Origin of the sequence: Streptomyces cyaneofuscatus (assembly GCF_033109485.1) — a bacterium.
GTDB classification, from domain to species: Bacteria; Actinomycetota; Actinomycetes; order Streptomycetales; family Streptomycetaceae; genus Streptomyces; species Streptomyces cyaneofuscatus.
The window spans coordinates 4,108,676-4,134,150 of sequence record NZ_CP137002.1 but is presented as its reverse complement, the minus strand read 5'-3'; the positions used below and the strand labels follow the sequence as shown (position 1 = coordinate 4,134,150).

The following is a 25,475-nucleotide window of genomic DNA, read 5'->3' as shown; positions in this document are numbered from 1 at the left end:
GGACACTTCCTCAGCCGCCCGTTCCTGAGCCGAGCTCCACCTCAGCCGCCCATTTCCCGTTCCGCACTCCACGACCAGCGCGTTTCGTCCTAGGGGGAACCACCCACCATGTCCTCGCCCGCCGCCACACCTCCGCCGCCGTCCTCCGGGACACCCGCAGGCGACCCCGTACTCGAACTGCGGGCCCTGACCCGTACCCACGGCTCCGGCATCGCCGAGGTGCACGCCCTGCGCGGGATCAGCCTCTCGGTGTATCCGGGTGAGCTGGTCGCCGTGATGGGGCCCTCCGGCTCCGGCAAGTCCACCCTGCTGACCCTGGCCGGCGGGCTCGACAACGCCACCAGCGGCCAGGTGATCATCGAGGGCCAGGACATCGCCGCCCTCGGCCGCAAGGGCGTCGCCGCCCTGCGCCGCCGCAGCGTCGGATACGTCTTCCAGGACTACAACCTCATCCCGGCCCTCACCGCCGCCGAGAACATCGCGCTGCCCCGCGAACTCGACGGCGTCTCCGTGCGCAAGGCCCGCAAGGAGGCCCTCGCCGCACTGGCCGAGATGAAGCTGACCGAGATAGCCGACCGCTTCCCCGACGAGATGTCCGGCGGCCAGCAGCAGCGCGTCGCCATCGCCCGCGCCCTCGTCGGCGACCGGCGCCTCGTCCTCGCCGACGAGCCGACCGGAGCGCTCGACTCCGAGACCGGCGAGGCCGTCCTCGCCCTCCTCCGCACCCGCTGCGACCAGGGCGCGGCGGGAGTGATGGTGACCCACGAGCCCCGGTACGCGGCCTGGGCCGACCGGGTCGTCTTCCTCCGCGACGGGTCGATCGTCGACCAGACGCTGACCACCGGAGCCGACTCGCTGCTCGCGGCAGCGACCGGAGCGACAGGAACCCCCAGGGCCTCCGGCACCTCCGGATCCGCCGAGGCCGCCAAGTGAGCCTCTTCTCCGGATGGCGCGCCGCCTTCCGCATAGCCCGACGTGACGCCGTACGGGCCAAGGGCCGCAGCGCCCTCGTCGTCGCGATGATCGCCCTGCCGGTCCTCGGTGTGACCGCCGCCGACCTGACGTACCGCAGCGCCCTGCCCACCGTCGCCGAGGATCTGACGGCGGATCTGGGCGCGGCGGACGCCCTCTTCATCGACCAGGGCATGGGCCCGGTCCGGCTGGAGCAGATGCCTGACGGCGTCCTGTGGGGCACGCCCGAGGACGCTCCGGACACGCTGCCCGAGGACGAGCGCAAGCCCGTCGACGTACCGGCGACCTTCCCGAAGGGCTCCCGGTACCTCACCGAGCAGTCCCTGCCCGCGTCCGTGACGACCCGCCACGGCATCACCGACACCCAGATCACCGAACTGGCCGTCGCGGACCCGCTGCTGCGCGGCCGGGTCGAGCTGACCGAGGGCGCCTACCCGAAGGCCAAGGACGAGATCGCGGCGACCGAGGCCTTCCTCAAGGCGGCCGGGCTCTCCGTCGGCGACCGCGTCACCGTGCGCGGCCCCGAGCAGGCCTACACCCTCACCGGCGCGCTGGAACTCCCCGCCGACCTGAAGTCCGAGTCCCTGTTCGCCGTCCCCGGAGCGGTCATCGCCCCGTGGCAGAAGGCCGCCGACCGCGACAAGGAGATCCTCCCGCCGCAGGCCGGCGACCGGAAGTGGCTGGTCCAGGGCCCGTCCGGGGCGGGCGTGACCTGGTCGGACGTGCTCGCCGCCAACGAGAAGGGTGTGGTGGTACGGGCCCGGCAGGTCGTCCTGGACCCGCCGCCGGACTCCGAGGTCCCCATGGCCGCGCAGATGGGGGGCTGGGAGACGAACGACGCGGAGATGACCGCGGCCGCCCTCACCGTGGCCGCCATGGCCGTCCTGGAGATCGTGCTGCTGGCCGGACCGGCGTTCGCCGTGGGCGCCCGCCGTTCGCGCCGCCAGCTGGGGCTGGTCGGCTCGTGCGGCGGCACCCGCGGCCAGGTGCGGGCCGTGGTGCTCGCGGGTGGTGCGGTGCTCGGCGGGGTCGGCGCGGTCGTCGGCGTCGGGGCCGGATTCGGGCTCACCGCCCTGTTCCGCCCGATGATCGAGGACTTCACCGGCCGCCGCTTCGGCGAACTGACCGTCCATCCCTGGGAGATCCTCGCCATCGCCGTACTCGGCCTGGTCACCGGGGTCCTCGCCGCACTCGCCCCGGCCATCGTGGCGGGCCGGCAGTCCGTCCTGGAGTCGCTCACCGGACGCCGCGGCTCCCGCCGCAGCTCCCGGGTGCTGCCGGTCGTCGGCTCCCTCGTGGTGGCGATCGGCGTCGCCCTCGCCGTGTACGGAGGCGTCAGCGGCAACATCAACCTGGTCGCGGGCGGTTCCGTCCTCGCCGAGCTGGGCCTCCTCTGCTGCATCCCGGTCATCGTCGGCTTCCTCGGCCGGCTCGGCCGCCGGCTGCCGCTGACGCCCCGCATCGCCCTGCGCGACGCGGCCCGCAACCGGGGCCGTACCGCACCGGCCGTCGCCGCCGTGATGGCCGCCGTCGCGGGCAGCGTCGCCATCGCCACGTACACCAGCAGCAACGCCGCCGAGCAGGCATACGACCACGAGCCCAACCTCACCGCGGGCACCGCTGCGGTGATGGCCTTCGACACCTCCCAGAAGGCCAACCTGCCCCGTGCACGGGCCGCCGTCGAGCAGAACTACCCCGTCAACGGCGGGCGCGCCGACATCGGAAGAGTCTGGGCCGGCAGCGACTGCTCGGTGTACTACGAGGAGGAGAACGACTGCGGAACCATCGGGCTCGTCAAACCCACCGGAGAGGGCCACTCCTGCCCCCTCAAGGGCAAGGGCGCCAAGGAACTCGCGCTGCGGGTCTCGGCGGACGAGCACAAGCGGCTGATGAACTCCCCCGCCTGCGTGGACGAGCGGTGGACCTCGGTCTCCCTCGGCAACGACGACAGCAAGATCGTCATCGGTGACGCCGGGCTGCTCACGTCGTACGTGAAGCTCGACGACCCGGCGGCGGCGAAGGCCCTGGCCGCGGGCACACCCGTGCTGCTCAACCCGGCGTACGCCGAGAACGGCGAGGTCACCCTCAAGGCCGTCAACACCTACAGCGAGCACGACAAGAAGAACCGGGCCCTCCACCCCGGCAAGGCCCGCACCACCACGGAACGGCTGAAGGTGTACGTCGCTCCCGACCGGTACGCGTCCACCCCCGGCATCCGGATGATCCTGCCGCAGCGGACCGCGAAGGAACTCGGCCTGTATACCGAGGACCACGCCAGCATCTACACGCTGAGCCGCGAGCCGAACGGCGCCGAGCGGCAGGCGGCCGACGCGGCGATCGAGCAGGCCGGAAACCGCGCGTACGTGATGACCGCGAACGGCACCCAGCAGGAGGACGACGACGCGGCGATCCTGCTGATCCTCGCCCTCTTCGCCGGAGTGGTGACCCTGGGCGCGGCGGCCATCACCACCGGGCTCTCCAAGGCCGACGCCGAGGCCGACCTCACCACGCTCAGCGCGGTGGGCGCGCCCCCGGGCGTACGGCGCTCGCTCTCCGGCTTCCAGTGCCTGGTCGTCGCCCTGACCGGGGTGCTGCTGGGGACGCTGGCGGGGATCGTGCCGGCGGTCGCGGTGCGCCTGACCGACCTGCGCGCGGCGCTGGCGGACATGCGGGCGGATCCGATGGAGTCGGCGTACACCCCGATCGTGATGCCGTGGGAGACCATCGCGCTGCTGGCCCTGGTCGTCCCGGTGCTGGCCGGGCTGCTCGCCGCCGCCCTCACCAGCTCCCGGCAGAAGCTGGCCCGACGGGCGGGATAGCGCTCCCCCGGGCCCTTCCGGTGCCCCCGGAGACGGTGGATCATCCGTTTCCGGGGGCACCAACGTGATGTACGGCATGTGTGCGAGACAATGGCGGCATGGAAATGCCGAGGAATGACCGGTCGCAGGAGCACCCGCAGGTCCTTGTCGTGGGCCAGGACGGAATGGCTATCGGCGGCGGTGCCAGTGACGACGAGTCGCGCGAGGTCCCGGTGACGGAAATGGTCGAACAGCCCGCGAAAGTCATGCGCATCGGCAGCATGATCAAGCAGCTTCTGGAGGAGGTCAGGGCGGCTCCTCTCGACGAGGCGAGCCGGGTCCGGCTCAAAGAGATCCACGCCAGCTCCGTGAAGGAGCTGGAGGACGGTCTCGCGCCGGAGCTGGTGGAGGAGCTGGAGCGGCTCTCCCTGCCGTTCACCGAGGAGTCGGTGCCCTCCGAGGCCGAGCTGCGGATCGCGCAGGCCCAGCTGGTGGGCTGGCTGGAGGGCCTCTTCCACGGCATCCAGACGGCGCTGTTCGCCCAGCAGATGGCGGCCCGCGCGCAGCTGGAGCAGATGCGCCGCGCGCTGCCGCCCGGGATGGCCCACGAGGACGAGGAAGGCGGCGGGGACCCGCACGGGCCGATCCGTTCGGGGCCGTACCTGTAGACGCGTGAACGCGGCGGGGCCCGGCACACACGGTGGTGTGTGCCGGGCCCCGCGGCGTTTCTAGGCGTTCGGGGTCGCCAGCAGCACCTTTCCGATGTGGGCGCTGGATTCCAGTACCCGGTGCGCCTCCGCGGCGTCCTCCATGGGCACCGTACGGTCCACGACGGGCCGGACCACCCCGTCCGCGATCAGCGGCCACACATGTTCGCGTACGGCGGCGATGATCGAGGCCTTCTCGCCGAGCGGGCGGCCCCGCAGCGAGGTCGCGGTGACGGCGGCCCGCTTGGTCAGCAGGGCCCCGAGGTTCAGCTCGCCCTTCACGCCCCCCTGGAGGCCGATGATCGCCAGGCGGCCGTTGACGGCGAGCGCCTTCACGTTCCGGTCCAGGTACTTGGCGCCGACGATGTCCAGGATGACGTCGGCCCCCGCCCCGTCGGTCGCCTTCGCCAGCTCCGCCACGAAGTCCTGCTCGCGGTAGTCGATGAGGATGTCGGCGCCGAGCGCCGCGCACTCGGCGAGCTTCTGCGGGCTGCCCGCCGTGACGGCCACCCGGGCGCCGACCGCCTTCGCCAGCTGGATCGCCATGGTGCCGATCCCGCTGGAGCCGCCGTGGACGAGGAGGGTCTCGCCGGGGCGGAGGTGGGCGACCATGAAGACGTTGGACCAGACGGTCGCGGTCACCTCGGGCAGCGCGGCCGCCGTCGTCAGATCCACGCCGGCCGGTACGGGGAGGAGCTGGCCCACCGGTACGGCGACCTTCTCCGCGTAGCCACCGCCGGACAGCAGCGCGCACACCTCGTCGCCGACCGCCCAGCCGGTCACCCCCGGGCCGAGCGCCGCGATCCGGCCCGCGCACTCCAGACCGGGGTAGGGGGAGGCGCCGGGCGGCGGGTTGTAGAAGCCCTGCCGCTGGAGGACGTCGGCACGGTTGACGGCGCCGGCGACGACCTCGACGAGGACTTCGCCGTCGCCGGGTACGGGATCGGGCACCTCGGCCCAGACGAGCGCCTCGGGGCCACCGGGTTCGGGGATCGTGATCGCATGCATGGCCGCGAGGCTACTCCCGGCGCCGCCCGTACGCCGGTTCCGCCGGGTTCAGGGGCGGTGCGGCGGCAGATGAGGCAGGGAGGGTCCGGACGGGCCGGACGGACCGGAGCCGGACGGCGGGCTGGCGCGCACGATGGTGATGACCCGGTCCGTCAGCTGCAACGGGCTGGCCGCCGGGTCGTCGTAACCGAGCAGCCGGTGACCGCGCAGCACACTGACGACCAGGTCCTCGGTCTCCCGGACGCTCTTGCCCACCTCGGCCTTTATCACCGGCCGTTCGATCAGATCGAGGCCGCTGCCCTGCTGAATCAGGTCCTCCATCACCGTGCCCGCGCTCGGGCTGAGGACGGAGAGGCCGAGGAGCCGGCCGGCGGCACCGCTGCTGGTGATCACCGCGTCGGCACCGGACTGCCGCAGCAGAGGCGCGTTCTCCTCCTCGCGGACCGCCGCCACGATCTTCGCCCCGCGGTTCAGCTGACGCGCGGTCAGCGCGACCAGCACGGCGGTGTCGTCGCGCTGGGTGGCGATGATGATCTGACGCGCCTTCTGGAGCTCTGCCCGCAACAGGACATCGCTGCGGGTGGCGTCGCCGAGCACGCCGGTGAAGCCCTCCGCGTTGGCGGCCTCGATCACCTTGGAGGCGGGATCGACGATGACGATCTGCTCCTTCGGCAGGCCGGTGGCGCAGAGGGTCTGGATCGCCGAACGGCCCTTGGTCCCGAAGCCGACGACGACGGTGTGGTCACGCAAGTTGGCTCTCCAACGCTTCAGCCGGAAGTCCTCGCGGGTCCGTTCCGTGAGGACCTCGAGAGTGGTGCCGACCAGGATGATCAGGAACATCACGCGCAGCGGTGTCACGAGCACCACGTTGATCAGCCGGGCTCCGGCGCTGTACGGAGTGATGTCGCCGTACCCGGTGGTGGAGAGGGTGACCGTGGCGTAGTAGACCGCGTCCAGCAGATCGACCTTGCCGTCGGCGTTGTCGTTGTAGCCCGCGCGGTCGAGCCAGACGATCAGCACCGTCGCGGCCAGCACGAGCAGCGCCATCAGCAGCCGCTTGCCGACCTGCCGTGCCGGACCGTGCGTGACCCGGCGGGGGAGCATCACCCGCGTCGGTACGACGTGTTCGTCGGCCCTGCGGGCCATCGCGTCCTGGCCGGGAAGTTTCACGTGAAACACCCCTTCTCGTGGCCGGGCAGTTTCACGTGAAACACCCTTCCGTCCACGGCGTCGCCGGGGCCCATGGGAGATCCAGAATCTCCACCTCGGTGCCGGACCGTACCCCGCCGGCGGGCACCACTGCCAGCCCGTCCGCCCCGGCGATCCCGCGCAGCATGGCGGGACCGTTGTACCGCAGGGGCGCCACATGGTCCCGGCCGCCCGCCCGGCCCGCGCGGTGGACCACGGGAACGAGGCGGGTGTCGTGCGGATGGCCGGGCACATCGGCGTGGACGAGCGCCCGGTACGCGTCCTGCGCCGGACGGCCCGCGAGCCCCGCGAGGAGCGGTTCGGCGAGGGTCAGGAGCCCCGATACGGCCGCGAGCGGATTGCCGGGCAGCCCGACCAGGTGCGGCCCGTCCGGGGCGAACCGCGCCAGCAGCATGGGGTGGCCGGGGCGCACGGTGACGCCGTCCACGAGCAGCTCGGCCCCGAGGGCGGCCAGGACCGGGTGCACATGGTCGACCGGGCCCGAGGCGGTCCCGCCGGTGGTGACGATCAGGTCGGCGTCGGAGGAGGTGAGGGCCTCACGCAGGGCCTCGGCGTCGTCCCCGAGGCGGCGGGGGCCGGAGACCTCGGCGCCCAGGGCCCGCAGCCAGGGGCCGAGCATGGGGCCGAGGGCGTCGCGGATCAGGCCGTCGTGCGGGAGGCCCGCGGCGAGGAGTTCGTCACCGAGGACGAGGACGTCGACGCGGGGGCGGGGGACTGCGGGCAGGGCGTCGTACCCGGCGGCGGCGGCGAGCCCGAGCACCGCCGGGGTGACCACCGTGCCGGCCGGCACCAACTCGTCGCCCGAGCGGCACTCCTGGCCCCGGGGGCGGATGTCCTGGCCGGTGACGACGGGCCGCCGGGTGGAGAGCAGGCCCCTGGCCTCGTCGACGTGGGCGTGCTCGCTGCGGATGACCGCGGTGGTGTCGGCGGGGGTACGGGCTCCGGTGGCGATGCGTACGGCGGTGCCGTCGGGCAGGCGGTCGGCGGCGGGGCTCTCCCCGACCCCCGCGAGCAGGCTCACGCCCTCCTCGTACGTCCAGGGGCCTGGCCCGGCGACGGCCCAGCCGTCCATGGCCGAGGTGTCGAAGGACGGCAGGTCGGTGAGGGCGGCGAGGGGCTCGGCGAGCACATGGCCCAGGGCACGGTCGAGCGGCAGCCGGACCACCGCGAGCGGCCCGCCCCGCCCGGCCCGCGCGGCTACGGCCCGCGCACGGTCCCAGGGGAGGGCGGGGGCGGGGGAGGGTGTCGTATACGGGGCGGGGTGCGGGTCGGCGGGCTCACCGGGGTTCTGGTTGTGCGGCATCTGATCGCCTGCCTGACTGCCCGTCTGATCACCCGTCCGACCGCCTGCCTGATCGCCCGTCCGATCGTCAGCTCGGTGACGCGCCTGGTCATTGGCTCGGTCACGCGCCTGATCGTCGGCTCGGCCGCGCGTCTGGTTCCGGCCGCCGACCAGCGCCAGGGCCTGTTCGACGGCCAGCTCTTCGGCGTCGTCGCCGGTCATGGTGTTCCGGCCGATTCGCCGCTCGCCTCCGGCCGGGCCCCCTTCACCGAGCCCGCGCCCGCGCCCTCGGCCTCCGCCTCCGCCTCCGCCTCCCAGCGCAGGGCGAGCGCGGTGGCCTTGCGGGAGGCCTCGGCGACCGCCGCCGCGGCTTCCTCCGGCCCCGCGCCGGCGCTCGCCCGGGCCGCCGCGTACCCGACCAGGAAGGTCGTGAGCGGTGCGGCGGGCCGCGCGACCCCGTGCGCGGCGTCGCGGGCGAGGTCGAGCAGGACGTCGGTGTCGACGTCGAGTTCGATTCCCAGTTCGTTCTTGACCGAGGTGATCCATTCGTCCAGCACGGCCCCATGCTCCCTGATCCGGGCGCGAGCGGCGGCGATGTCGTCCCAAGTGTCGCAGTCGAACGCGGCGTACGGCCCGGCATCGACCCGGGCGAGATCCAGCTCCCCGGTCAGCAGCCGGAGCGGCAGCCCGGCCAGGCCGCCGTGCTCGGTGGCGATCAGGGCCAGCTCGCGACGGAGCGGCTCGCCCCGGTAGACGGCGACGAGCGGCTGGTCACGGCCGTCGGGGTCGGTGCAGAGCGCGCCGTCCCGGCCGTCCTCACCGGCGGCGGCGAGCAGCGCCTCGACCGTGGCGGGACCCAGGAACGGCAGGTCGGCGGAGAGGACGAGCACCCGCTCCGCCGTCGTCAGCCGCACCCCCGCGCCGAGTGCCGCCAACGGACCGCCGCCCTCGGGGACTTCGCGGGTCCAGGTGACCGGTCGGGAGGTGGGCCTGCGGCCGCCCACCACGACGGTGGCGCCCGCGCCGGGGCAGGCCGCCAGCACCCGGTCGAGCAGCGCGCGGCCGCCGACCCGGACAGCCGGCTTGTCGGCGCCGCCGAGCCGCTTCGCGGCCCCGCCGGCCAGGACGATCACGTCGTAGGCGGTCATACGTCGAGTATGGGCACCACCTGACGCCGACGCCCCCTCCGGGGTGGCCGACAAGACCGGGGCCGGAGGAGGCGTCCGCGTAACAGCAGGCCTACAGGGTGCGCAGCAGCACCGCGGGCTGCTCCACGCAGTCGGCCACGTACCGGAGGAATCCCCCGGCTGTTCCGCCGTCGCACACCCGGTGGTCGAAGGTGAGGGAGAGCTGGACGACCTGACGGACGGCCAGCTCACCCTGGTGCACCCAGGGCTTGGGCATGATCCGGCCGACGCCGAGCATCGCCGCTTCGGGGTGGTTGATGATCGGCGTCGAGCCGTCGACCCCGAACACACCGTAGTTGTTCAGTGTGAACGTGCCGCCGGTCAGCTGGGCGGGGCTGAGCTTCCCGGTCCGCGCCAGCTCGGTCAGCCGGGCGATCTCGGCCCCGATCGACTCGGCGTTGCGGGTGTGCGCGTCCCGGACGACGGGGACGACGAGGCCCCGCTCGGTCTGCGCCGCGAAGCCGAGGTGCACGCCGGGCAGGCGCACGATCTCCCGCGCGGCCGTGTCCACGGTGGAGTTGAGCTCCGGATAGCGGGCCAGCGCTGCCGTGCAGATCCTCGCCAGCAGGGCCAGCACCGACACCTTGGGCCCGCCGGACGGGCCCGACGCGGCATTCATCGCGGCGCGGGCGGCCATCAGCTCGGTGGCGTCCGCGTCCACCCAGCAGGTGGCGTCCGGGATCTCGCTCCGGCTGCGCGACAGCTTGTCCGCGACCGCTCCGCGCACCCCGCGCAGCGGAATCCGCTCGGCGGTCGCCGGGGTGGCCGCGCCTGCGGCGGACGGGCTCGCGACGGCCGTGGACGCCTCCGCCACGACGGGTTCGGCAGCTGTACGCGTCGCCGCCTCCGTGGCCTGTCCCGCCTGCCGGATCGCGGAATCCACGTCGGCCCGCAGGATCAGCCCGTCGGGTCCCGATCCCGTCAGCCCCCGCAGGTCGATCTCGTGCTGCCGGGCCAGCCGGCGTACGAGCGGGGAGACCACGGCCACGGGCCCCTGCCGGCCGTTCACCTCACCGATCGCGACCGCGACCGGCGCGGGGCGGCTGGGGGCGGAAACCGCAGCGGGAGCAGCAGGAGCGGCAGGAGCGGCGGGGGCGGTGTTCCGCTCCGGCCGGATGCGCCGGCGCCGGGCGGCCGGCGCACCGGTCCCGTACCCCACGAGCACGTTCCCGGAGCCGGAGCCGGACCCGCCGGAAGGCTCCTCGGCGGCGGTCCCGTCGTCCCCCGGGGCAGCGGAAGAGGCGTCCGTCGCGCCGACCGCGACCGTCAGCAGCGGTGCGCCGACCGGGAGTTCGGAACCCTCCTCGCCGAACCGCGCGGTCACCACACCCCCGTAGGGGCAGGGGACCTCCACCATCGCCTTGGCCGTCTCGACCTCGACGACGGGCTGGTCGATGGCGACGACATCGCCGACCTCCACCAGCCAGCGCACGATCTCCGCCTCGGTCAGCCCCTCGCCGAGGTCCGGCAGCTTGAATTCGAGGACCTGGGCCATCAGCTGTCCGCCTCCCACTGCAACCGGGCCACCGCGTCGAGCACCCGGTCCACTCCCGGCAGATGGTGCCGCTCCAGCATGGGCGGCGGGTACGGGATGTCGAAGCCGGCCACCCGCAGCACCGGGGCCTCCAGGTGGTGGAAGCACCGCTCGGTGATCCGGGCCGCGATCTCGCCGCCGGGGCCCCCGAAACCGGGGGACTCGTGGACGACGACCGCACGGCCGGTGCGCCGCACCGAGGCGGCGACCGTCTCGTCGTCGAACGGCACCAGCGAGCGCAGGTCGACGACTTCGAGGTCCCAGCCCTCCGCGACCGCCGCCTCGGCGGCCTCCATGCAGACCGGCAGGGACGGCCCGTACGTGATCAGCGTGGCGCTGCGCCCGGTCCGCCGGACCACGGCCTTGCCGATCGGCTCGACGGCGGCCGGGGCCTCCGGCGACCAGTCGGCCTTGGACCAGTAGAGCCGCTTGGGCTCCAGGAAGACCACGGGGTCGTCCGAGGCGATGGAGGCGCGCAGCAGACCGTAGGCGTCGTCCACCGTGGCCGGGGTGACGACGTGGAGGCCGGGGGTGGCCATGTAGTACGCCTCGGAGGAGTCGCTGTGGTGCTCGACGCCGCCGATGCCACCGCCGTACGGAACGCGCACGGTGATGGGGAGCGGCATGGCTCCCCCGGTGCGGTTGCGCATCTTGGCGACATGGCTCATCAGCTGCTCGAACGCCGGGTAGGCGAACGCGTCGAACTGCATCTCCACCACGGGCCGCAGCCCGTACATCGCCATGCCGACCGCCGCTCCGAGGATGCCCGCCTCGGCCAGCGGGGTGTCGGTGCACCGGTCGTCGCCGAACTCCTTGGCCAGCCCGTCGGTGATCCGGAAGACCCCGCCCAGGGTGCCGACGTCCTCGCCGAGCACGTGCACGGTCGGGTCCTCGGCCATCGAGTCGCGCAGCGCCCGTCCGAGGGCCTGCGCCATGGTGGCCGGTTTCGCCTTCGCCGTACGTCCGCCGGCTTTCGTCGCCGCGGTGGTCATCGGCTTTCCTCCGCGCTGTGCTCGTGGTCCTGCTCGGCGTCCAGCTCGGCCCGCAGGGCGGCCGCCTGCTCGCGGAGCTGGCTGGTCTGCTCGGCGTAGACGTGGGTGAAGAGGTCCATCGGCGCCAGCTCCGGGTCTGCGTTCATCCGGTCGCGCAGCGTGGCGGCCATGCGTTCGGCCGCTTCCTTCGCCGCCGCGATGCCCTCGTCGTCCAAGAGCCCGCGGCCGGTCAGCTCGCGCTCCAGGAGCTGCACCGGGTCGTGCGCCCGCCAGGCCTCGACCTCGCTGTCCACCCGGTAGCGGGTGGCGTCGTCGGCGTTGGTGTGGGCTTCCATGCGGTAGGTGACGGCCTCGATCAGCGTCGGCCCGCCGCCCCGCCGGGCCCGGGCCACGGCCTCGCTGAGCACCTGGTGCACGGCGGCCGCGTCGTTGCCGTCGACCAGGCGGCCCGGCATTCCGTACCCCACGGCCTTGTGCGCGAGGGAGGGGGCGGCGGTCTGCTTGGCCAGCGGCACGGAGATGGCGAAGGCGTTGTTCTGCACGAGGAAGACCACCGGGGCCTTCCAGACGGCCGCGAAGTTCAGCGCCTCGTGGAAGTCGCCCTCGCTGGTGCCGCCGTCACCGACCATGGCGAGCGCCACGACGTCGTCGCCCTTGAGGCGGGCGGCGTGCGCCAGGCCCACCGCGTGCGGCAGCTGCGTGGCGAGCGGGGTGCAGAGCGGGGCGATGCGGTGGACACGCGGGTCGTAGCCGGTGTGCCGGTCGCCGCGCAGCAGGGTCAGCGCCTCGACCGGGTCGAGCCCGCGCGCCACGGCAGCCAGCGTGTCCCGGTAGCTGGGGAAGAGCCAGTCCCGCTCCTCCAGCACCAGGGCGGCGGCGATCTCGCACGCCTCCTGGCCGGTGCTGGAGGGGTAGACGGCCAGCCGGCCCTGCTTGGTCAGCGCGGTGGCCTGCGTGTTGTACCGGCGGCCGCGCACCAGCTCGGCGTGGAGGCGGAGCAGCAGCTCGGGATCGACGTCGGCGACCGCGTCCGTACCGAGCACCCGGTAGGGCTCCGGGTCCGGGAGCAGCGGGGCGGGGTCGGTGATCGGCTTCCAGGCCGGGGGCGGCGTGGGCCGGTAGGTGGCCGCGCCGGGCAGCTCTTGGACCGTCATGGAAAGCACCTCCAGGCATCGATGGAGATCAGGGTGGCGATCGGGAGATCGAGAGATCGAGGGTGTCGATATGGGTGGTGATGGCAAGAGATGTCGCGAGGATGTCGCGGAGCAGGCGAAGCACCAGCTGTGGTGTGCCTTACCTACCGATTGTTCGGTCGCGAGGGCATTTTGGCTACAGGCACCTTCAGCCTGTGGACAAACGGTTCTCCACAGCCTGGGATAGAGGCAGGTCGTCCACAACAGGGAGGCGCGGGCAGATGGCAGCTGAACAAATGGCCGACAGAGGCGAGGACCCCGGCCCGACCGCGCCCCCGGCGACGCCCTCGACGGCCCCGGCCGCCACGCCCTCGGCACCGCCCCCGCCATCGGGCCCGGCGTCCCCCACGCCCCCGCCCGCGCGCCCCCTGGACGCCATCGACCGCGACATCCTGCGCATCCTCCAGACGGACGGCCGCGCCTCCATACGCTCGGTGGCCGAGCGGGTCCATGTCTCGCGCGCCAACGCCTACGCCCGGATCAACCGGCTGGTCGAGGACGGCGTGATCCGCGGTTTCGGGGCGCGGGTCGACCATGAGCGGGCCGGGCAGGGCGCCTCGGCGTACATCACGCTCAAGATCGTGCAGAACTCCTGGCGCACCGTGCGCGAGCAGCTCCAGGCGCTGCCCGGGGCCACGCACATCGCGCTGGTCAGCGGCGACTTCGACGTCCTGCTGCTGGTGCACACGCCGGACAACCGGGCGCTGCGCGAGCTGGTCCTCACCCGGATCCAGTCGATCCCCGAGGTGTTGTCGACACGCACGCTGCTGGTCTTCGAGGAGACGGACCTCGGCCCCCGCCCGGACCGCCCGGCCGAGCTGGCCTGACCGCCCGGCCGAGCCGGCCTGACGGGGGCCGGAATCAGCCGTTACGGCCGCCGGTCGCCCGCATCCCCTCGAAGGCGAGCTGGACGACGGTGTCGGCGAGCTGTTCCTCGCCCGGGAAGCCGCCCGGCTGCGGCCGGTACCACTCGACCAGCGAGTTGACCATGCCGAAGAGCAGCCGGGTGGCCAGCCGTATGTCCACATCGGCCCGGAGATCCCCGTCGGCCACCGCGGCCTTCAGCAACTCCGCCACCCGGTGGTCGAACTCGCGCCGCCGCTCCAGCGCCCAGCGCTCGGTCTTGGTGTTGCCGCGCACCCGCAGCAGCAGCGTGACGTACGGAACCTCCGCCATCAGCACTTCCACGGTCCGGCGCGTGACGTATTCGACCCGCTCGATCGCGCGCCCGCGCACCGCCCCCGGCTCCTCCAGGATGGCGAAGAGCCCGTCGAGCGCCCGGCTCACGGCTCGGCGCAGCAGCTCCTCCTTGCCCGCCACATGGTGGTAGATGGAGGACTTGGAGATGCCCGCCGCCCTGGAGAGATGCTCCATGGAGGTGCCGTCGTAACCGCGCTCGTTGAAGACACGAACAGCGACGGTGAGCAGCGTCTCCGGGGTGTACGTGTCCCGCTTGGCCGTGGTCATGTCCGCGATCCTCCCCCATGAGGGGCCTGCCCCGCGCAGGCGGGGACCACTGAAGTTATCCACAGGTTCGCCGAGGCCCCTTGTCCCGACCGATCGTTCGGTTACTCTAACTCCGTCCGTACGTCCCCGCCCGGCTCGATGAGGAGTTGGTCCGCCATGGCCGCCGCGCTCACCCCCCAGCAGCTGTCCGAGACCCACCGGCCCACGCTCGACCAGGCCCTCGACACGATCGGTACGCGCGCGTACTGGTCCCCGCACCCCGAGCACCCGAAGGCGTACGGCGAGGGCGGCGCCCCGGGCAGTCTCGGGGCGGCCGAGGGCAAGGCCGCGTTCGACGCGGTGCTGAACACCCGGCTCGACCTCGGCCAGCCGGGCACCGACGGCTGGACGGGCGGGGAGACCTCCCCGTACGGCCCGGAGCTCGGCGTCGAGTATCCGCACGCCGACCTGGACGTCCTGCTCCCGGCGATGAAGGCCGGTACGGCCGCGTGGCGCGCGGCGGGTCCCGAGACCCGGGCCCTGGTCTGTCTGGAGATCCTGGCGCGGATCAGCGCCCGCACCCACGAGCTGGCCCACGCCGTGATGCACACCAGCGGCCAGGCCTTCATGATGGCGTTCCAGGCGGGCGGCCCGCACGCGCAGGACCGTGGTCTGGAAGCCGTCGCGTACGCCTATCAGGAGCAGGTCCGCACGCCGGAGACGGCGGACTGGTCCAAGCCGCAGGGCAAGCGCGATCCGCTGAAGCTGACCAAGTCGTTCACCACGACCGGCCGCGGGATCGCGCTGGTCATCGGCTGCAACACCTTCCCCACGTGGAACGGCTATCCGGGCCTGTTCGCCTCGCTCGCCACGGGCAACCCTGTGCTGGTGAAGCCGCACCCCAGGGCCGTACTGCCCCTCGCGCTCACCGTCAAAATCGCCCGTGAGGTGCTCACCGAGGCGGGCTTCGACGCCAACCTGGTCGCGCTCGCCGCCGAGCGGCCGGGCGAGGGCATCGCCAAGACCCTCGCGGTCCGCCCCGAGATCCGCATCATCGACTACACGGGCTCCACCGCCTTCGGCGACTGGCTGGAGGCCAACGCCCGTCAGGCGCAGGTCTACACGGAGAAGGCCGGCGTCAACACGATCGTCGTCGACTCCACCGACGACTACCGGGGCATGCTCGCCAACCTGGCGTTCTCCCTCTCGCTCTACAGCGGCCAGATGTGCACCACCCCGCAGAACCTGCTGATCCCCCGGGACGGCATCACCACGGACGACGGCGCCAAGTCGTACGACGAGGTGGTCACCGACATCGCGGCGGCCGTCACCGGACTCCTCGGCGACGACGCCCGCGCCTCCGCCCTGCTGGGCGCGCTGGTCAACCCGGACGTCAAGGCCCGGGTGGAGGCGGCCGGTGAGCTGGGCGAGGTGGCTCTCCCCTCGCGTACGGTCGCCAACGCCGAATTCCCCGACGCCGTCGTCCGTACGCCGGTCGTCGTGAAGCTCGACGGGACGAAGACCGACGAGGACGCGGCGTACCTCTCGGAGTGCTTCGGCCCGGTCTCCTTCGCCGTGGCGGTCGAGTCGACGGACGCCGCCCTGGAGCTGCTGCGCCGCACGATCCGCGAGAAGGGCGCGATGACCGTCGGCGCCTACACCACCTCCGCCGAGGTGGAGCGGGCCATCGAGGACGTCTGCCTGGACGAGTCGGCCCAGCTCTCGCTGAACCTGACCGGCGGGGTCTACGTCAACCAGACGGCGGCCTTCTCCGACTTCCACGGCTCGGGCGGCAACCCGGCGGCCAACGCGGCCCTGTGCGACGCGGCCTTCGTCGCCAACCGCTTCCGCGTGGTCGAGGTCCGCCGCCAGGCGTAGGTGTCTTACCGGCGGGGGTCGGGGACATCGGCGTAGCGCTGCACCCACGCGTGCATCGCGATCGCCGCCGCGGCCCCCGCGTTGATGGACCGGGTCGAGCCGAACTGGGCGATCGAGCACACCATCGAGGCGTGTTTACGCGCCTCCTCGGTGAGGCCAGGACCCTCCTGCCCGAACAGCAGCACACACCGGCGCGGCAGCTCGGTCCGCTCCAGCGGTACGGCGCCGGGGAGGTTGTCGATCCCGATGATCGGCAGCCCCTCGGCCGCCGCCCACGCGGTCAGGTCCGCCGTGTCCGGGTGGTGGCGCACATGCTGGTAGCGGTCGGTGACCATGGCGCCGCGCCGGTTCCAGCGACGTCGGCCCACGATGTGGATCTCCTTCGCCAGGAAGGCGTTGGCGGTCCGCACGACCGAGCCGATGTTGAAGTCGTGGGCCCAGTTCTCCACGGCCACATGGAAGTCGTGGCGCCGCAGGTCGAGATCGGCGACGATCGCCTCCCGCGTCCAGTAGCGGTAGCCGTCACCGACGTTGCGCCGGTCGCCGTGGGCCAGCAGCTCGGGGTCGTACCGCTCACCCTCCGGCCACGGCAGCGGGTGCGGCCCGACGCCGATCTCCTGCCCGTAGCCGTCGTCGTACTGGACGGGCTCCGCCGGGACGGGGTCCACGGGGGCGGGCTCTGGGGTACTGCCGGTGCTGCCGGTCTCGCTGCTCACCCGACGAGCGTATGGCCCCCGCCGGTGCCGTGCGGCGGGGCCTCCCCCGTACCGTCGCGTTCCTCCGGCGCCGGGCGCGCGGTGGGCACCTCCTGCGGGCCGCCGGCCTCAGGAGAGCGCGACCGCCCTGGCAGCCACCCGAGCAGCCGCCGGCCGAGCGCGGTCCGACCGCCCAGCCAGACGAGGAAGACCGTCGGCAGGAACACCGCGTCGGCCGCGATCATCGCCATCGAGAAGAACGGCAGCCCGAGCAGCAGGGCGATCCCGGCGTGCTCGCCGATCATGATGACCAGCAGGACGTTCTTGAGCCGCCGGTTGAACAGGGTGAACGGGAACGCGACCTGGACGATGACCGTCGCGTACGTCAGCACCATCACCATCAGCCCGCTGGAGGCGAGCACGTCCGAGAGGGCGGGCCAGGGGGCGAAGTAGTCGAGCTTGAGCGGGTAGTAGAGCGCGGTGCCGTCCTGCCAGCGGGAGCCCTGGATCTTGTACCAGCCGGCGGTCGCGTAGATCAGGCAGACCTCGACCATGATCACGAGAAGCGTCGCGTTGTGGGCGAGGTTGGCCAGCACATCGAGCAGCACGCGCGGCTGCCCGCCGGGCGCGAAGCGGTTCGCGGCCCACCAGGCGGCGGCGGAGAGCCAGAGGATCCACAGCAGCACCGGAAGCCACCAGGTCCCGCCGAGGCCGTCCATCAGGGTGGCCCCCAGCAGGACCGGGCCGAGGACCGCCCAGAGCACCGGACCCACGGCGTCCCGCCGGGACGGCAGGCCCATCGCGTCGCGCTCCGCGTCGCGGGCGGCGCGGCGGGCGTCCAGCGACCAGACCTGGGCGCAGCGCGTGAACACCAGGTAGATCGCCATCAGGTGGATGACGTTGTCGCCGCCGTCGCCCATGAAGACGCTGCGGTTCTGTACGGAGAGCACGCCGACCATGAAGAGGACCGACATGGTCCGGGTGCGCCAGCCCAGCAGCAGACCGGCGGCGGACAGGATGGTGAGCGCGTACACCACCTCGAACCAGAGCACGCTGTCCGACCAGAGGAGGACGGAGAAGGCCTCGTTCCCGGCCGTGAGCTGCCGGGCCAGGTCCCAGTGCCACGGGCTGTCGGGGCCGTACAGCTCATGGCGGTGCGGCAGCTCGCGCACCAGGAAGAACAGGTAGGTGGCGGCGAAGCCGATCCGGATGACGGCGCTCTGGTACGGGCCGAGGGCCGATGCGGTGACGCGCTGGATGGCGCGGGCCAGAGCGGTCCCGGCGGCGGCGATCCGGTCCTGTGCTCCGGAGGCCGGGGCGCCGGGGCCCGGACCGGGTGCGGGCCGGCCCGTCACCGGTGGGGTGGGCGGGGTGGTGGTCACTTGTCCCCCTCCTCGGCGCGCGCCGCGTCACGCGGTGCGGGCAGGTCGTCGGGGTTCACGGGCCACCAGGGGAGTTCGCGGTAGGTGGGGCGGGTGTCGGCCTTCTCGGTGGACCACGAGGGCGGGGTGATCAGGCTGCTCGCCGACCGCATCTGGATCCGTTCGACCGTGCCGCCCAGGTCGACCCCGTCCAGCCGCAGCATCGCGATGCGCCGGATGTAGCGCTCGGAGAGGTCGCCGCGGAGCCCGTTGGGCTTGTTCCGGTCGTCGTGCGAGTTCACGTAGAAGTCCCAGCCCCGGCGGAGCTCGTTCTGGTTCACATGGCTGGGGAAGAGGTTGCCGCGTATCGCGTCGGCGTCCCCGTCGGTCAGGTTGATCCAGTCGGTGGTGCGGCGCCCGTCGGCCCCGGCCACCTCGGCCCGGACGTGGACGGCGATGTTCTGCTGGAGCGGGTTGGGGGCGAAGAGCTTCCAGTTCTGTTCGAACTCGGGGTAGATCCAGTCGTCGACCGTCTTGCCGTGCTGCTTGGTCAGCGTGTTGGACGGGGCGACGTGCAGGAAGACCATGGCCACCTGTGCGCAGGCCAGGAGCCCGATGAGAGAGAGGGCCAGGGCGGCGACGACCTGGTAGCCGAACGAGAGGCCGGCTATGCCGACGCCGGCCCCGGGGCGATCCGGGGCGGCCTCCGGAGCCTCCGCTTCGGGTGCCGGAGCATCCGGTCCGGCGGGGCCGGGGCTCACGGCCTGCGGCCGGACGTCCTCGTGCACGCTGCCGGAATCCCCGCGCCCGGAGCTCCCGTCGTGGTCCGCATCCATCCCGCCCCGCTCACGATCGATCACCACTCGGTTATCCACAGGGTTGACACCCTACGGGCCTCCGACCGACCATTGAAGTCAATGAACCGAACGATCGGTCGGTAGGGAGCCCGGGATGGCGGCAGTGACTGCGGACCAGAAGACGCAGAGCACCTCAGGCACGGCAAAAGCGGCAGGGCAGGCCGCAGGCACAGCCCCCGACGCGGCGGACGCGGCACGCCTCGCGGTCTTCGACGCGGCCGTCGCGGCCGACGACCGCATCGAGCCGCGCGACTGGATGCCCGAGGCGTATCGCGCCACGCTGGTCCGCCAGATGGCCCAGCACGCCCACTCGGAAATCATCGGCATGCAGCCCGAGGCCAACTGGATCACCCGCGCGCCCTCTCTGCGCCGCAAGGCGATCCTGATGGCCAAGGTCCAGGACGAGGCAGGCCACGGCCTGTATCTCTACAGCGCGGCCGAGACGCTGGGCACCAGCCGCGAGGAGCTGCTCGACAAGCTCCACGCCGGCCGCCAGCGCTATTCGTCGATCTTCAACTACCCGACCCTGACCTGGGCCGACGTCGGCGCGATCGGCTGGCTGGTGGACGGCGCGGCCATCACCAACCAGGTGCCGCTCTGCCGCTGCTCCTACGGCCCCTACGCCCGCGCGATGGTCCGCATCTGCAAGGAGGAGTCCTTCCACCAGCGCCAGGGGTACGAGCTGCTGCTCGCCCTCAGCCGCGGCACCGAGGCCCAGCACGCGATGGCCCAGGACGCGGTGGACCGCTGGTGGTGGCCCTCCCTGATGATGTTCGGCCCGCCCGACGACGCCTCGTCCCACTCCGAGCAGTCGATGGCCTGGAAGATCAAGCGGCACTCCAACGACGAGCTGCGGCAGCGCTTCGTTGACATCTGCGTGCCGCAGGCGCAGGCGCTGGGGCTGACCCTGCCGGACCCGGACATCCGGTGGAACGAGGAGCGCGGCCAGCACGACTTCGGCGCGATCGACTGGACGGAGTTCCACGAGGTCCTCAAGGGCAACGGCCCGTGCAACGAGCAGCGGATCACCCAGCGGCGCAGGGCCCACGAAGAGGGCGCCTGGGTCCGGGACGCGGCCGCCGCGTACGCCGCCAAGCACACCACCCCGTCCATCCGGACAGCACAGCCCGCACAGCACGTGGAGGAGACGGCATGAGCAGCTCGACCGACTGGCCGCTGTGGGAGGTGTTCGTGCGCTCGCGGCGCGGGCTCTCCCACACCCACGCGGGCAGCCTCCACGCGCCCGACGCCGAGATGGCCCTGCGCAACGCGCGCGATCTCTACACCCGGCGCTCCGAAGGCGTCTCCATCTGGGTCGTCCCCTCCACCGAGATCACCGCTTCCTCGCCCGACGAGAAGGACTCGTTCTTCGAGCCGGCCGGCGACAAGCCCTACCGCCACCCGACCTTCTACGAGATCCCGGACGGGGTGAAGCACCTGTGAGCGCTGCCCTCGCCCTCGGCGACGACGCGCTGGTGCTCTCGCACCGGCTGGGGGAGTGGGCGGGCCACGCCCCCGTCCTGGAGGAGGAGGTGGCGCTCGCCAACATCGCCCTGGACCTGCTGGGGCAGGCACGGGTGCTGCTCTCCCTCGTCGGTGACGAGGACGAGCTGGCCTACCTCCGCGAAGAGCGGGCCTTCCGCAACCTCCAGCTGGTCGAGCAGCCCAACGGGGACTTCGCCCACACCATCGCCCGCCAGCTCTACTTCTCGGTCTACCAGCACCTGCTGTACGAGCGGCTGGCGGCCGGCGGCGGTGAGTTCGCGGACCTCGCGGCGAAGGCCGTCAAGGAGGTCGCCTACCACCGCGACCACGCCGAGCAGTGGACCCTGCGGCTCGGTGACGGCACCGCCGAGAGCCATGAGCGGATGCAGGCCGGCCTGGAGGCGCTCTGGCGCTTCACCGGCGAGATGTTCCAGCCGGTCGAAGGGCTGGACGCCACCGGCTCCGGCGTCGACCCCGAGGAGCTGGAGAGCGCCTGGCTCTCGGCCGTCACCTCCACCGTGGAGCGGGCCACGCTGACGCTGCCGACCGGGCCGCGCACCGGGGCCTGGGCGGCGGGTGCGGGGCGGCAGGGCCTGCACACCGAGCCGTTCGGCCGGATGCTCGCCGAGATGCAGCACCTGCACCGCAGCCACCCGGGGGCGTCATGGTGACCGACACCCCGCTGGAGGCGGAGCTGCGCACCCTCGCCGGTTCCGTCCCGGACCCCGAGCTGCCGGTGCTGACCCTGGCCGAGCTGGGCGTCCTGCGCGGCGTTGACGTGGAGGGCCCGGGCCGGGTGACGGTGCGGCTCACCCCGACGTACACCGGCTGCCCGGCGATCGAGGCCATGTCCGCCGACATCGAGCGGGTGCTCCACGAGAACGGTGTGCCCGAGGTCTCCGTGGTCACGGTGCTCGCACCGGCCTGGTCGACCGACGACATCAGCGCCGAGGGCCGCCGCAAGCTCGCCGAGTTCGGCATAGCGCCCCCGCGTGCCCACAGCGCCGACGGCGGCCCGGTGCCCCTGACGCTCTCGGTGCGCTGCCCGCACTGCGGCTCCACGGAGACGGAGCTGCTCAGCCGGTTCTCCTCCACGGCGTGCAAGGCCCTGCGCCGCTGCGTCGCCTGCCGCGAACCGTTCGACCACTTCAAGGAGTTGTAGATGTTCCATCCGCTCCGGGTCAGCGCGATCGAACGGATCACGGACGATGCGGTGGCCGTGACCTTCGCCGTGCCGGCCGAGCTCCGCGAGATCTTCCGCCACGCCCCCGGCCAGCATCTCAACGTGCGCTACAGCGTGGGCGGCAAGGAGATCCGCCGTTCGTACTCGATCTGCGCACCGGCCACCGAGCAGCCCGCCGAGCCGGTGGTCCGGGTCGGCATCCGCGGGGTCGAGGGCGGGGCGTTCTCCACCTACGCCCTGAAGGAGCTGTCCGTCGGGGACCAGGTGGAGGCCATGCCTCCGATGGGCCGCTTCGTGCTGGAGCCGCGTCCGGGCCTCTTCGCGGCGGTCGTCGGCGGCAGCGGGATCACGCCGGTGCTGTCGATGGCGGCCACCCTCCTGGCGCGGGAGGAGAAGGCGCGGTTCTGCCTGATCCGCAGCGACCGCACGGCGGCCTCCACGATGTTCCTGGACGAGGTGGCCGACCTCAAGGACCGCTATCCGGACCGCTTCCAGCTGATCACCGCCCTCTCCCGGGAGGAGCAGTCGACCGGGCTCCCCTCCGGCCGCCTGGACACCGAGCGGCTCACGGCCCTGCTGCCGGCGGTGCTTCCGGTGGCGGAGGTGGACGGCTGGTTCCTGTGCGGGCCGCTTGGTCTCGTACGGGGGACGGAGAAGGCCCTGCGCGCGCTGGACGTCGACCGGACGCGGGTCCACCAGGAGATCTTCCATGTCGACGACGGCCCGTCCGATGTCACGGTCGTCAAGGTCGCCGCCCCCTCCGACGCCACGCTGACGGCCACCCTGCACGGCCGTTCCGGCAGCTGGCCCGTCCAGGACACGGAGTCGCTGCTTGAGACGGTGCTGCGGAGCCGCTCGGACGCGCCGTACGCCTGCAAGGGCGGGGTGTGCGGGACCTGCCGGGCGTTCCTGGTCTCGGGAGAGGTCCGGATGGAGCGGAACTTCGCGCTGGAGCCGGAGGAGACGGACGCGGGCTTCGTGCTGGCCTGCCAGTCGCATCCGCTCACCCCGGAGGTGGAGCTGGACTTCGACCGCTGACGACGCTCCCGCCTTCGCCTGCCTTCCCTTCTCCTAGAACCTGTTCTATCTTGACGGCCCGTCAGGAAGGTTCGGGTTTCAAGGCGCCAACGGGAGGCCGGGACAGTGGACTTCACCTTCACCGAGGAACAGCAGGCAGCCGTGGAGGCGGCCCGGGCGGTCTTCTCCGGCGTCGCGCCCGACAGCGTGCCCAGCCCCGCGCTGACGCCGGGGGCCGTGGCCGAGGACATCGACCGCCGGCTGTGGGGCGAGCTCGCGGGCTCGGACCTGCTCGGCCTCACGCTCCCGGAGGAGTACGGCGGCGCCGGGCTCGACCCGGTCGCGCTCTTCCTGGTGCTGCGCGAGTCGGCCAAGGTCCTGGCCAGGGTCCCGCTGCTGGAGAGCTGCGCGGTCGCCATGGCCGTCGAGCGGTACGGGGAGAGCGGCCTCGCGGCCGAGCTGCTGCCCCGGGCTGTCCGGGGCGAGCTGGTCCTGACCGCCGGGGCCAACGGGCGCACGGGCCACGACCCGGCCGAACTCGCCGTCACCGCGCGGCCGGAGGGCCCCGCGGCCGCTCCTTCGGGGTGGGTGCTGGACGGCGTGCAGTCGGCGGTCCCCTGGGCCCAGGTGGCCGACCGGATAGCCGTCCCCGCCCACACCGGCGAAGGCCGGGCCGTCCTGGCCCTCGTGGACCCCGCCCGCCGGGGCGTCACCCTCGCGGACCAGGTCTCCACCAGCGGCGAACGCCTGGCGGAGGTGCGGCTCGACGGCGTACGTGTGGAGGCGCGCGAACTGATCGCCGCGCCCGGGGCCTGGGAGTGGCTGCGGGACCTGCTCACCACGGGGACCTGCGCGCTGGCGCTCGGACTGGGCGAGCGGGTGCTCGCGATGACCGCCGAATACACCGGGAAGCGCGAGCAGTTCGGGTTTCCCGTCGCCACGTTCCAGGCGGTCGCGGTGCAGGCCGCCGACCGGTACATCGACCTGCGGGCCATGGAGGTGACGCTCTGGCAGGCCGCCTGGCGGATCTCCACCGGTGCCGGAGGCCCGCTGCCCCCGGCGGGCGACATCGCCGTGGCGAAGATCTGGGCCTCCGACGGGGTGCGCCGCATCGTGCAGACCGCCCAGCACCTGCACGGCGGCTTCGGCGCGGACACCGACTACCCGCTGCACCGCTTCCACGCCTGGGCGAAGCAGATCGAGCTCTCCCTCGGCCCGGCGGCGGCCCACGAGGAGGCGCTGGGCGACTTGCTGGCCGCCCACCCACTGGCCTGACGCGGCGAGCGCGCAGGGAGAGGAGAGCCCGCGGGAAGGCTCAGAGGACGAAGGCCGAGGCCCCGTCGTCCGCCACCATCGGGCGCCCGGCCCCGTCCCAGGCGAGCATGCCGCCGTCGATGTTGACGGCGTCGATCCCCTGCTGGACCAGGTACTGCGTGACCTGGGCGGACCGGCCGCCGACCCGGCACATCACATGGACGCGACGGCCGTCCCCGGCGGCCTCCGTCAGCTCACCGAACCGCGCCACGAAGTCGCTCATCGGGATGTGCAGCGCGCCCTCGACATGACCGGCCGCCCACTCGTCGTTCTCACGGACGTCCAGGACCAGGCCGTCGAGCGGCACCTGAGCGACGTCCACCGAGGGCAGCGGGGCGAAATTCATGGGTCATGCCTTCTCTCGTACGTACGCGGGCCGGGGGTCCGCCGGAGACCCCCCAAGTCACCGGGAACGCTACTGCACCAGCTCCGCGAGCTCGGCCTCCCGCCGGGACACCTCGCCCAGCAACTGCTCCCCGATGTCCTCCAGCAGCTGGTCCGGGTCGTCCGGGGCCATCCGGAGCATCGAGCCGATCGCGCCCTCCTCCAGCTCCTTGGCGAGCACCGTGAGCAGCTCCTTGCGCCTGCTGAGCCACTCAAGACGGGCGTAGAGCTCCTCGCTCTCGCCGAGCGGGGCGAGCGGCTGGGCCGGGCCCGCCGCCCACTCGGCCGCCAGCTCCTTGAGCAGCTCGACGTCACCGCGCCCGTAGGCGGCGTTCACCCGGGTGATGAACTCGTCCCGGCGCTCCCGCTCCGGCTCGTCCTGGGCCAGGTCCGGGTGGGCCTTGCGGGCCAGCTCGCGGTAGAGCTTGCGGGCCTCCTCGCTCGGCCTGACCCGCTTCGGCGGCCGTACGGGCTGCTCGGTGAGCATGGCGGACGCCTCGGGGGAGAGCCCGTCGCCGTCCATCCAGTCGTGGAAGAGCTCGTCGACCCCGGGCATCGGCATGACGATGTCCCGCGCCTCCTTGGCCTTGCGCAGGTCCTCGGGGTCACCGGTCTTCGCGGCCCGCGCCTCGGCGATCTGCGCGTCCAGCTCGTCGAGGCGCGCGTACATCGGGCCGAGCTTCTGGTGGTGCAGCCGGGAGAAGTTCTCGACCTCCACCCGGAAGGTCTCCACCGCGATCTCGAACTCGATCAGCGCCTGCTCGGCGGCCTGCACGGCCTTGGCCAGCCGCGCCTCGGGACGCGGCGCGGCGTCTCCTGCTGACGCAGCGGCTTCCGGTGCGGGCTGCTGCGGCTCGGCGGGCCTGTCGTCGTCCTGCCGGTCATCATCGTTCCGGGTGGGAGGCACCCCGGCGGCTTCGTGGGTCACCCGTCCAGCGTATGGCCACGGCCGCACGCCCCGTACCGCACGGCC

At 72.8% G+C, this 25,475-nt stretch carries 24 protein-coding genes; 11 read left to right on the top strand and 13 right to left on the bottom strand.

Annotated elements, in window-relative coordinates:
- Positions 1–108 precede the first annotated feature (108 nt).
- From R2B67_RS18290 to R2B67_RS18280, 3 genes are all read left to right on the top strand, one after another.
- Positions 109–933 carry an ABC transporter ATP-binding protein gene (locus R2B67_RS18290; protein ID WP_317819553.1) on the top strand — a complete coding sequence of 275 codons (825 nt, stop codon included), beginning with the start codon at positions 109–111 and terminating at the stop codon, positions 931–933.
- Entirely contained in the window at positions 930–3,791 is a 2,862-nt protein-coding gene (locus R2B67_RS18285; RefSeq protein ID WP_317819551.1) for an FtsX-like permease family protein, read from the top strand. Before R2B67_RS18290 ends, R2B67_RS18285 begins: the two co-directional genes overlap by 4 nt.
- Positions 3,792–3,889: 98 nt before the next feature.
- Positions 3,890–4,438, top strand: a complete 549-nt coding sequence (locus tag R2B67_RS18280) for a bacterial proteasome activator family protein (RefSeq protein ID WP_026241814.1) — start codon at positions 3,890–3,892, stop codon at positions 4,436–4,438.
- 60 nt (positions 4,439–4,498) lie between these two features.
- On the opposite strand, the gene R2B67_RS18275 is transcribed toward R2B67_RS18280, so the two are convergent.
- The 7 genes from R2B67_RS18275 to pdhA all read right to left on the bottom strand — a co-directional run bounded on the left by R2B67_RS18275 (position 4,499) and on the right by pdhA (position 12,843).
- Positions 4,499–5,485 (bottom strand): NAD(P)H-quinone oxidoreductase, encoded by a 987-nt coding sequence (locus R2B67_RS18275; protein WP_317819550.1) that lies wholly within the window; start codon positions 5,483–5,485, stop codon positions 4,499–4,501.
- Between the two features lie 48 nt (positions 5,486–5,533).
- The gene (locus tag R2B67_RS18270; protein WP_317819548.1) at positions 5,534–6,655 is read right to left on the bottom strand and encodes a potassium channel family protein; all 1,122 of its coding nucleotides are present in this window, start codon (positions 6,653–6,655) and stop codon (positions 5,534–5,536) included.
- Positions 6,656–6,686: 31 nt separating this feature from the next.
- Positions 6,687–8,198 (bottom strand): molybdopterin molybdotransferase MoeA, encoded by a 1,512-nt coding sequence (locus R2B67_RS18265; protein WP_317819546.1) that lies wholly within the window; start codon positions 8,196–8,198, stop codon positions 6,687–6,689.
- Positions 8,195–9,124, bottom strand: a complete 930-nt coding sequence (locus R2B67_RS18260) for an NTP transferase domain-containing protein (RefSeq protein WP_317819544.1) — start codon at positions 9,122–9,124, stop codon at positions 8,195–8,197. The genes R2B67_RS18265 and R2B67_RS18260 overlap by 4 nt, the downstream gene beginning before the upstream one ends.
- A gap of 91 nt (positions 9,125–9,215) precedes the next feature.
- Positions 9,216–10,658, bottom strand: a complete 1,443-nt coding sequence (locus tag R2B67_RS18255; protein ID WP_317819542.1) for a dihydrolipoamide acetyltransferase family protein — start codon at positions 10,656–10,658, stop codon at positions 9,216–9,218.
- The gene (locus R2B67_RS18250) at positions 10,658–11,689 is read right to left on the bottom strand and encodes an alpha-ketoacid dehydrogenase subunit beta (protein WP_073875095.1); all 1,032 of its coding nucleotides are present in this window, start codon (positions 11,687–11,689) and stop codon (positions 10,658–10,660) included. The genes R2B67_RS18255 and R2B67_RS18250 overlap by 1 nt, the downstream gene beginning before the upstream one ends.
- Positions 11,686–12,843, bottom strand: coding sequence for a pyruvate dehydrogenase (acetyl-transferring) E1 component subunit alpha (gene pdhA / locus R2B67_RS18245; protein WP_317819539.1), 1,158 nt, complete (start codon positions 12,841–12,843; stop codon positions 11,686–11,688). The genes R2B67_RS18250 and pdhA overlap by 4 nt, the downstream gene beginning before the upstream one ends.
- Before the next feature lie 260 nt (positions 12,844–13,103).
- Between pdhA and R2B67_RS18240 the strand changes: the two genes are divergently transcribed.
- A complete protein-coding gene (locus R2B67_RS18240; RefSeq protein WP_381074307.1) occupies positions 13,104–13,709 on the top strand; it encodes an Lrp/AsnC family transcriptional regulator in 606 nt (201 codons plus the stop codon).
- A 34-nt stretch (positions 13,710–13,743) separates the two neighbouring features.
- On the opposite strand, the gene R2B67_RS18235 is transcribed toward R2B67_RS18240, so the two are convergent.
- Positions 13,744–14,349: a TetR/AcrR family transcriptional regulator gene (locus R2B67_RS18235; RefSeq protein WP_317819536.1), complete on the bottom strand. Its 606-nt coding sequence runs from the start codon at positions 14,347–14,349 to the stop codon at positions 13,744–13,746.
- Positions 14,350–14,505: 156 nt separating this feature from the next.
- Here R2B67_RS18235 and paaN point away from each other — a divergent pair, with 156 nt between their 5' ends.
- Entirely contained in the window at positions 14,506–16,206 is a 1,701-nt protein-coding gene (paaN, locus tag R2B67_RS18230) for a phenylacetic acid degradation protein PaaN (RefSeq protein ID WP_317819535.1), read from the top strand.
- Positions 16,207–16,211: 5 nt separating this feature from the next.
- On the opposite strand, the gene R2B67_RS18225 is transcribed toward paaN, so the two are convergent.
- From R2B67_RS18225 to R2B67_RS18215, 3 genes are read right to left on the bottom strand one after another with little or no spacing between them, the layout of a single operon-like run.
- The gene (locus R2B67_RS18225) at positions 16,212–16,922 is read right to left on the bottom strand and encodes a TrmH family RNA methyltransferase (RefSeq protein ID WP_317819533.1); all 711 of its coding nucleotides are present in this window, start codon (positions 16,920–16,922) and stop codon (positions 16,212–16,214) included.
- Positions 16,919–18,283 carry an HTTM domain-containing protein gene (locus tag R2B67_RS18220; protein ID WP_317819532.1) on the bottom strand — a complete coding sequence of 455 codons (1,365 nt, stop codon included), beginning with the start codon at positions 18,281–18,283 and terminating at the stop codon, positions 16,919–16,921. The genes R2B67_RS18225 and R2B67_RS18220 overlap by 4 nt, the downstream gene beginning before the upstream one ends.
- Positions 18,280–19,098 (bottom strand): DUF5819 family protein, encoded by an 819-nt coding sequence (locus tag R2B67_RS18215; RefSeq protein WP_317824898.1) that lies wholly within the window; start codon positions 19,096–19,098, stop codon positions 18,280–18,282. Before R2B67_RS18215 ends, R2B67_RS18220 begins: the two co-directional genes overlap by 4 nt.
- A 115-nt stretch (positions 19,099–19,213) precedes the next feature.
- On the opposite strand from R2B67_RS18215, the gene paaA reads away from it, so the two are divergent.
- From paaA to R2B67_RS18185, 6 genes are all read left to right on the top strand, one after another.
- Positions 19,214–20,275 carry a 1,2-phenylacetyl-CoA epoxidase subunit PaaA gene (gene paaA / locus R2B67_RS18210; protein ID WP_018513918.1) on the top strand — a complete coding sequence of 354 codons (1,062 nt, stop codon included), beginning with the start codon at positions 19,214–19,216 and terminating at the stop codon, positions 20,273–20,275.
- Positions 20,272–20,562 carry a 1,2-phenylacetyl-CoA epoxidase subunit PaaB gene (gene paaB / locus R2B67_RS18205; RefSeq protein ID WP_018513917.1) on the top strand — a complete coding sequence of 97 codons (291 nt, stop codon included), beginning with the start codon at positions 20,272–20,274 and terminating at the stop codon, positions 20,560–20,562. Before paaA ends, paaB begins: the two co-directional genes overlap by 4 nt.
- The gene (gene paaC, locus R2B67_RS18200; RefSeq protein ID WP_317819529.1) at positions 20,559–21,275 is read left to right on the top strand and encodes a 1,2-phenylacetyl-CoA epoxidase subunit PaaC; all 717 of its coding nucleotides are present in this window, start codon (positions 20,559–20,561) and stop codon (positions 21,273–21,275) included. The genes paaB and paaC overlap by 4 nt, the downstream gene beginning before the upstream one ends.
- On the top strand, positions 21,269–21,766 hold the full coding sequence (gene paaD, locus R2B67_RS18195; RefSeq protein WP_018513915.1) for a 1,2-phenylacetyl-CoA epoxidase subunit PaaD: 498 nt from the start codon (positions 21,269–21,271) through the stop codon (positions 21,764–21,766). The genes paaC and paaD overlap by 7 nt, the downstream gene beginning before the upstream one ends.
- Positions 21,767–22,825, top strand: coding sequence for a 2Fe-2S iron-sulfur cluster-binding protein (locus R2B67_RS18190; protein ID WP_317819525.1), 1,059 nt, complete (start codon positions 21,767–21,769; stop codon positions 22,823–22,825). It begins immediately after the preceding gene.
- 105 nt (positions 22,826–22,930) lie between these two features.
- Complete coding sequence (locus tag R2B67_RS18185) at positions 22,931–24,079, top strand: acyl-CoA dehydrogenase family protein (protein WP_317819524.1); 1,149 nt, start codon at positions 22,931–22,933, stop codon at positions 24,077–24,079.
- A gap of 40 nt (positions 24,080–24,119) precedes the next feature.
- Here the strand turns inward: R2B67_RS18185 and R2B67_RS18180 are convergent, their stop codons facing one another.
- Both R2B67_RS18180 and R2B67_RS18175 read right to left on the bottom strand, forming a co-directional pair.
- Positions 24,120–24,464 (bottom strand): rhodanese-like domain-containing protein, encoded by a 345-nt coding sequence (locus tag R2B67_RS18180; protein ID WP_317819523.1) that lies wholly within the window; start codon positions 24,462–24,464, stop codon positions 24,120–24,122.
- Positions 24,465–24,533: 69 nt separating this feature from the next.
- Positions 24,534–25,430: a J domain-containing protein gene (locus R2B67_RS18175; protein ID WP_317819522.1), complete on the bottom strand. Its 897-nt coding sequence runs from the start codon at positions 25,428–25,430 to the stop codon at positions 24,534–24,536.
- Between the last annotated feature and the right edge of the window lie 45 nt (positions 25,431–25,475).

Excerpts from the sequence above, each read along its gene's own strand:
- R2B67_RS18290 (WP_317819553.1), top strand. The coding sequence starts at position 109 with ATGTCCTCGCCCGCCGCCACACCTCCGCCGCCGTCCTCCGGGACACCC.
- R2B67_RS18280 (WP_026241814.1), top strand. The coding sequence starts at position 3,890 with ATGGAAATGCCGAGGAATGACCGGTCGCAGGAGCACCCGCAGGTCCTT.
- R2B67_RS18275 (WP_317819550.1), bottom strand. The coding sequence starts at position 5,485 with ATGCATGCGATCACGATCCCCGAACCCGGTGGCCCCGAGGCGCTCGTC.
- R2B67_RS18265 (WP_317819546.1), bottom strand. The coding sequence starts at position 8,198 with ATGACCGGCGACGACGCCGAAGAGCTGGCCGTCGAACAGGCCCTGGCG.
- R2B67_RS18260 (WP_317819544.1), bottom strand. The coding sequence starts at position 9,124 with ATGACCGCCTACGACGTGATCGTCCTGGCCGGCGGGGCCGCGAAGCGG.
- R2B67_RS18255 (WP_317819542.1), bottom strand. The coding sequence starts at position 10,658 with ATGGCCCAGGTCCTCGAATTCAAGCTGCCGGACCTCGGCGAGGGGCTG.
- R2B67_RS18250 (WP_073875095.1), bottom strand. The coding sequence starts at position 11,689 with ATGACCACCGCGGCGACGAAAGCCGGCGGACGTACGGCGAAGGCGAAA.
- pdhA (WP_317819539.1), bottom strand. The coding sequence starts at position 12,843 with ATGACGGTCCAAGAGCTGCCCGGCGCGGCCACCTACCGGCCCACGCCG.
- R2B67_RS18240 (WP_381074307.1), top strand. The coding sequence starts at position 13,104 with ATGGCAGCTGAACAAATGGCCGACAGAGGCGAGGACCCCGGCCCGACC.
- R2B67_RS18235 (WP_317819536.1), bottom strand. The coding sequence starts at position 14,349 with ATGACCACGGCCAAGCGGGACACGTACACCCCGGAGACGCTGCTCACC.
- paaN (WP_317819535.1), top strand. The coding sequence starts at position 14,506 with ATGGCCGCCGCGCTCACCCCCCAGCAGCTGTCCGAGACCCACCGGCCC.
- R2B67_RS18215 (WP_317824898.1), bottom strand. The coding sequence starts at position 19,098 with ATGGATGCGGACCACGACGGGAGCTCCGGGCGCGGGGATTCCGGCAGC.
- paaA (WP_018513918.1), top strand. The coding sequence starts at position 19,214 with ATGGCGGCAGTGACTGCGGACCAGAAGACGCAGAGCACCTCAGGCACG.
- paaB (WP_018513917.1), top strand. The coding sequence starts at position 20,272 with ATGAGCAGCTCGACCGACTGGCCGCTGTGGGAGGTGTTCGTGCGCTCG.
- paaD (WP_018513915.1), top strand. The coding sequence starts at position 21,269 with ATGGTGACCGACACCCCGCTGGAGGCGGAGCTGCGCACCCTCGCCGGT.
- R2B67_RS18190 (WP_317819525.1), top strand. The coding sequence starts at position 21,767 with ATGTTCCATCCGCTCCGGGTCAGCGCGATCGAACGGATCACGGACGAT.
- R2B67_RS18180 (WP_317819523.1), bottom strand. The coding sequence starts at position 24,464 with ATGAATTTCGCCCCGCTGCCCTCGGTGGACGTCGCTCAGGTGCCGCTC.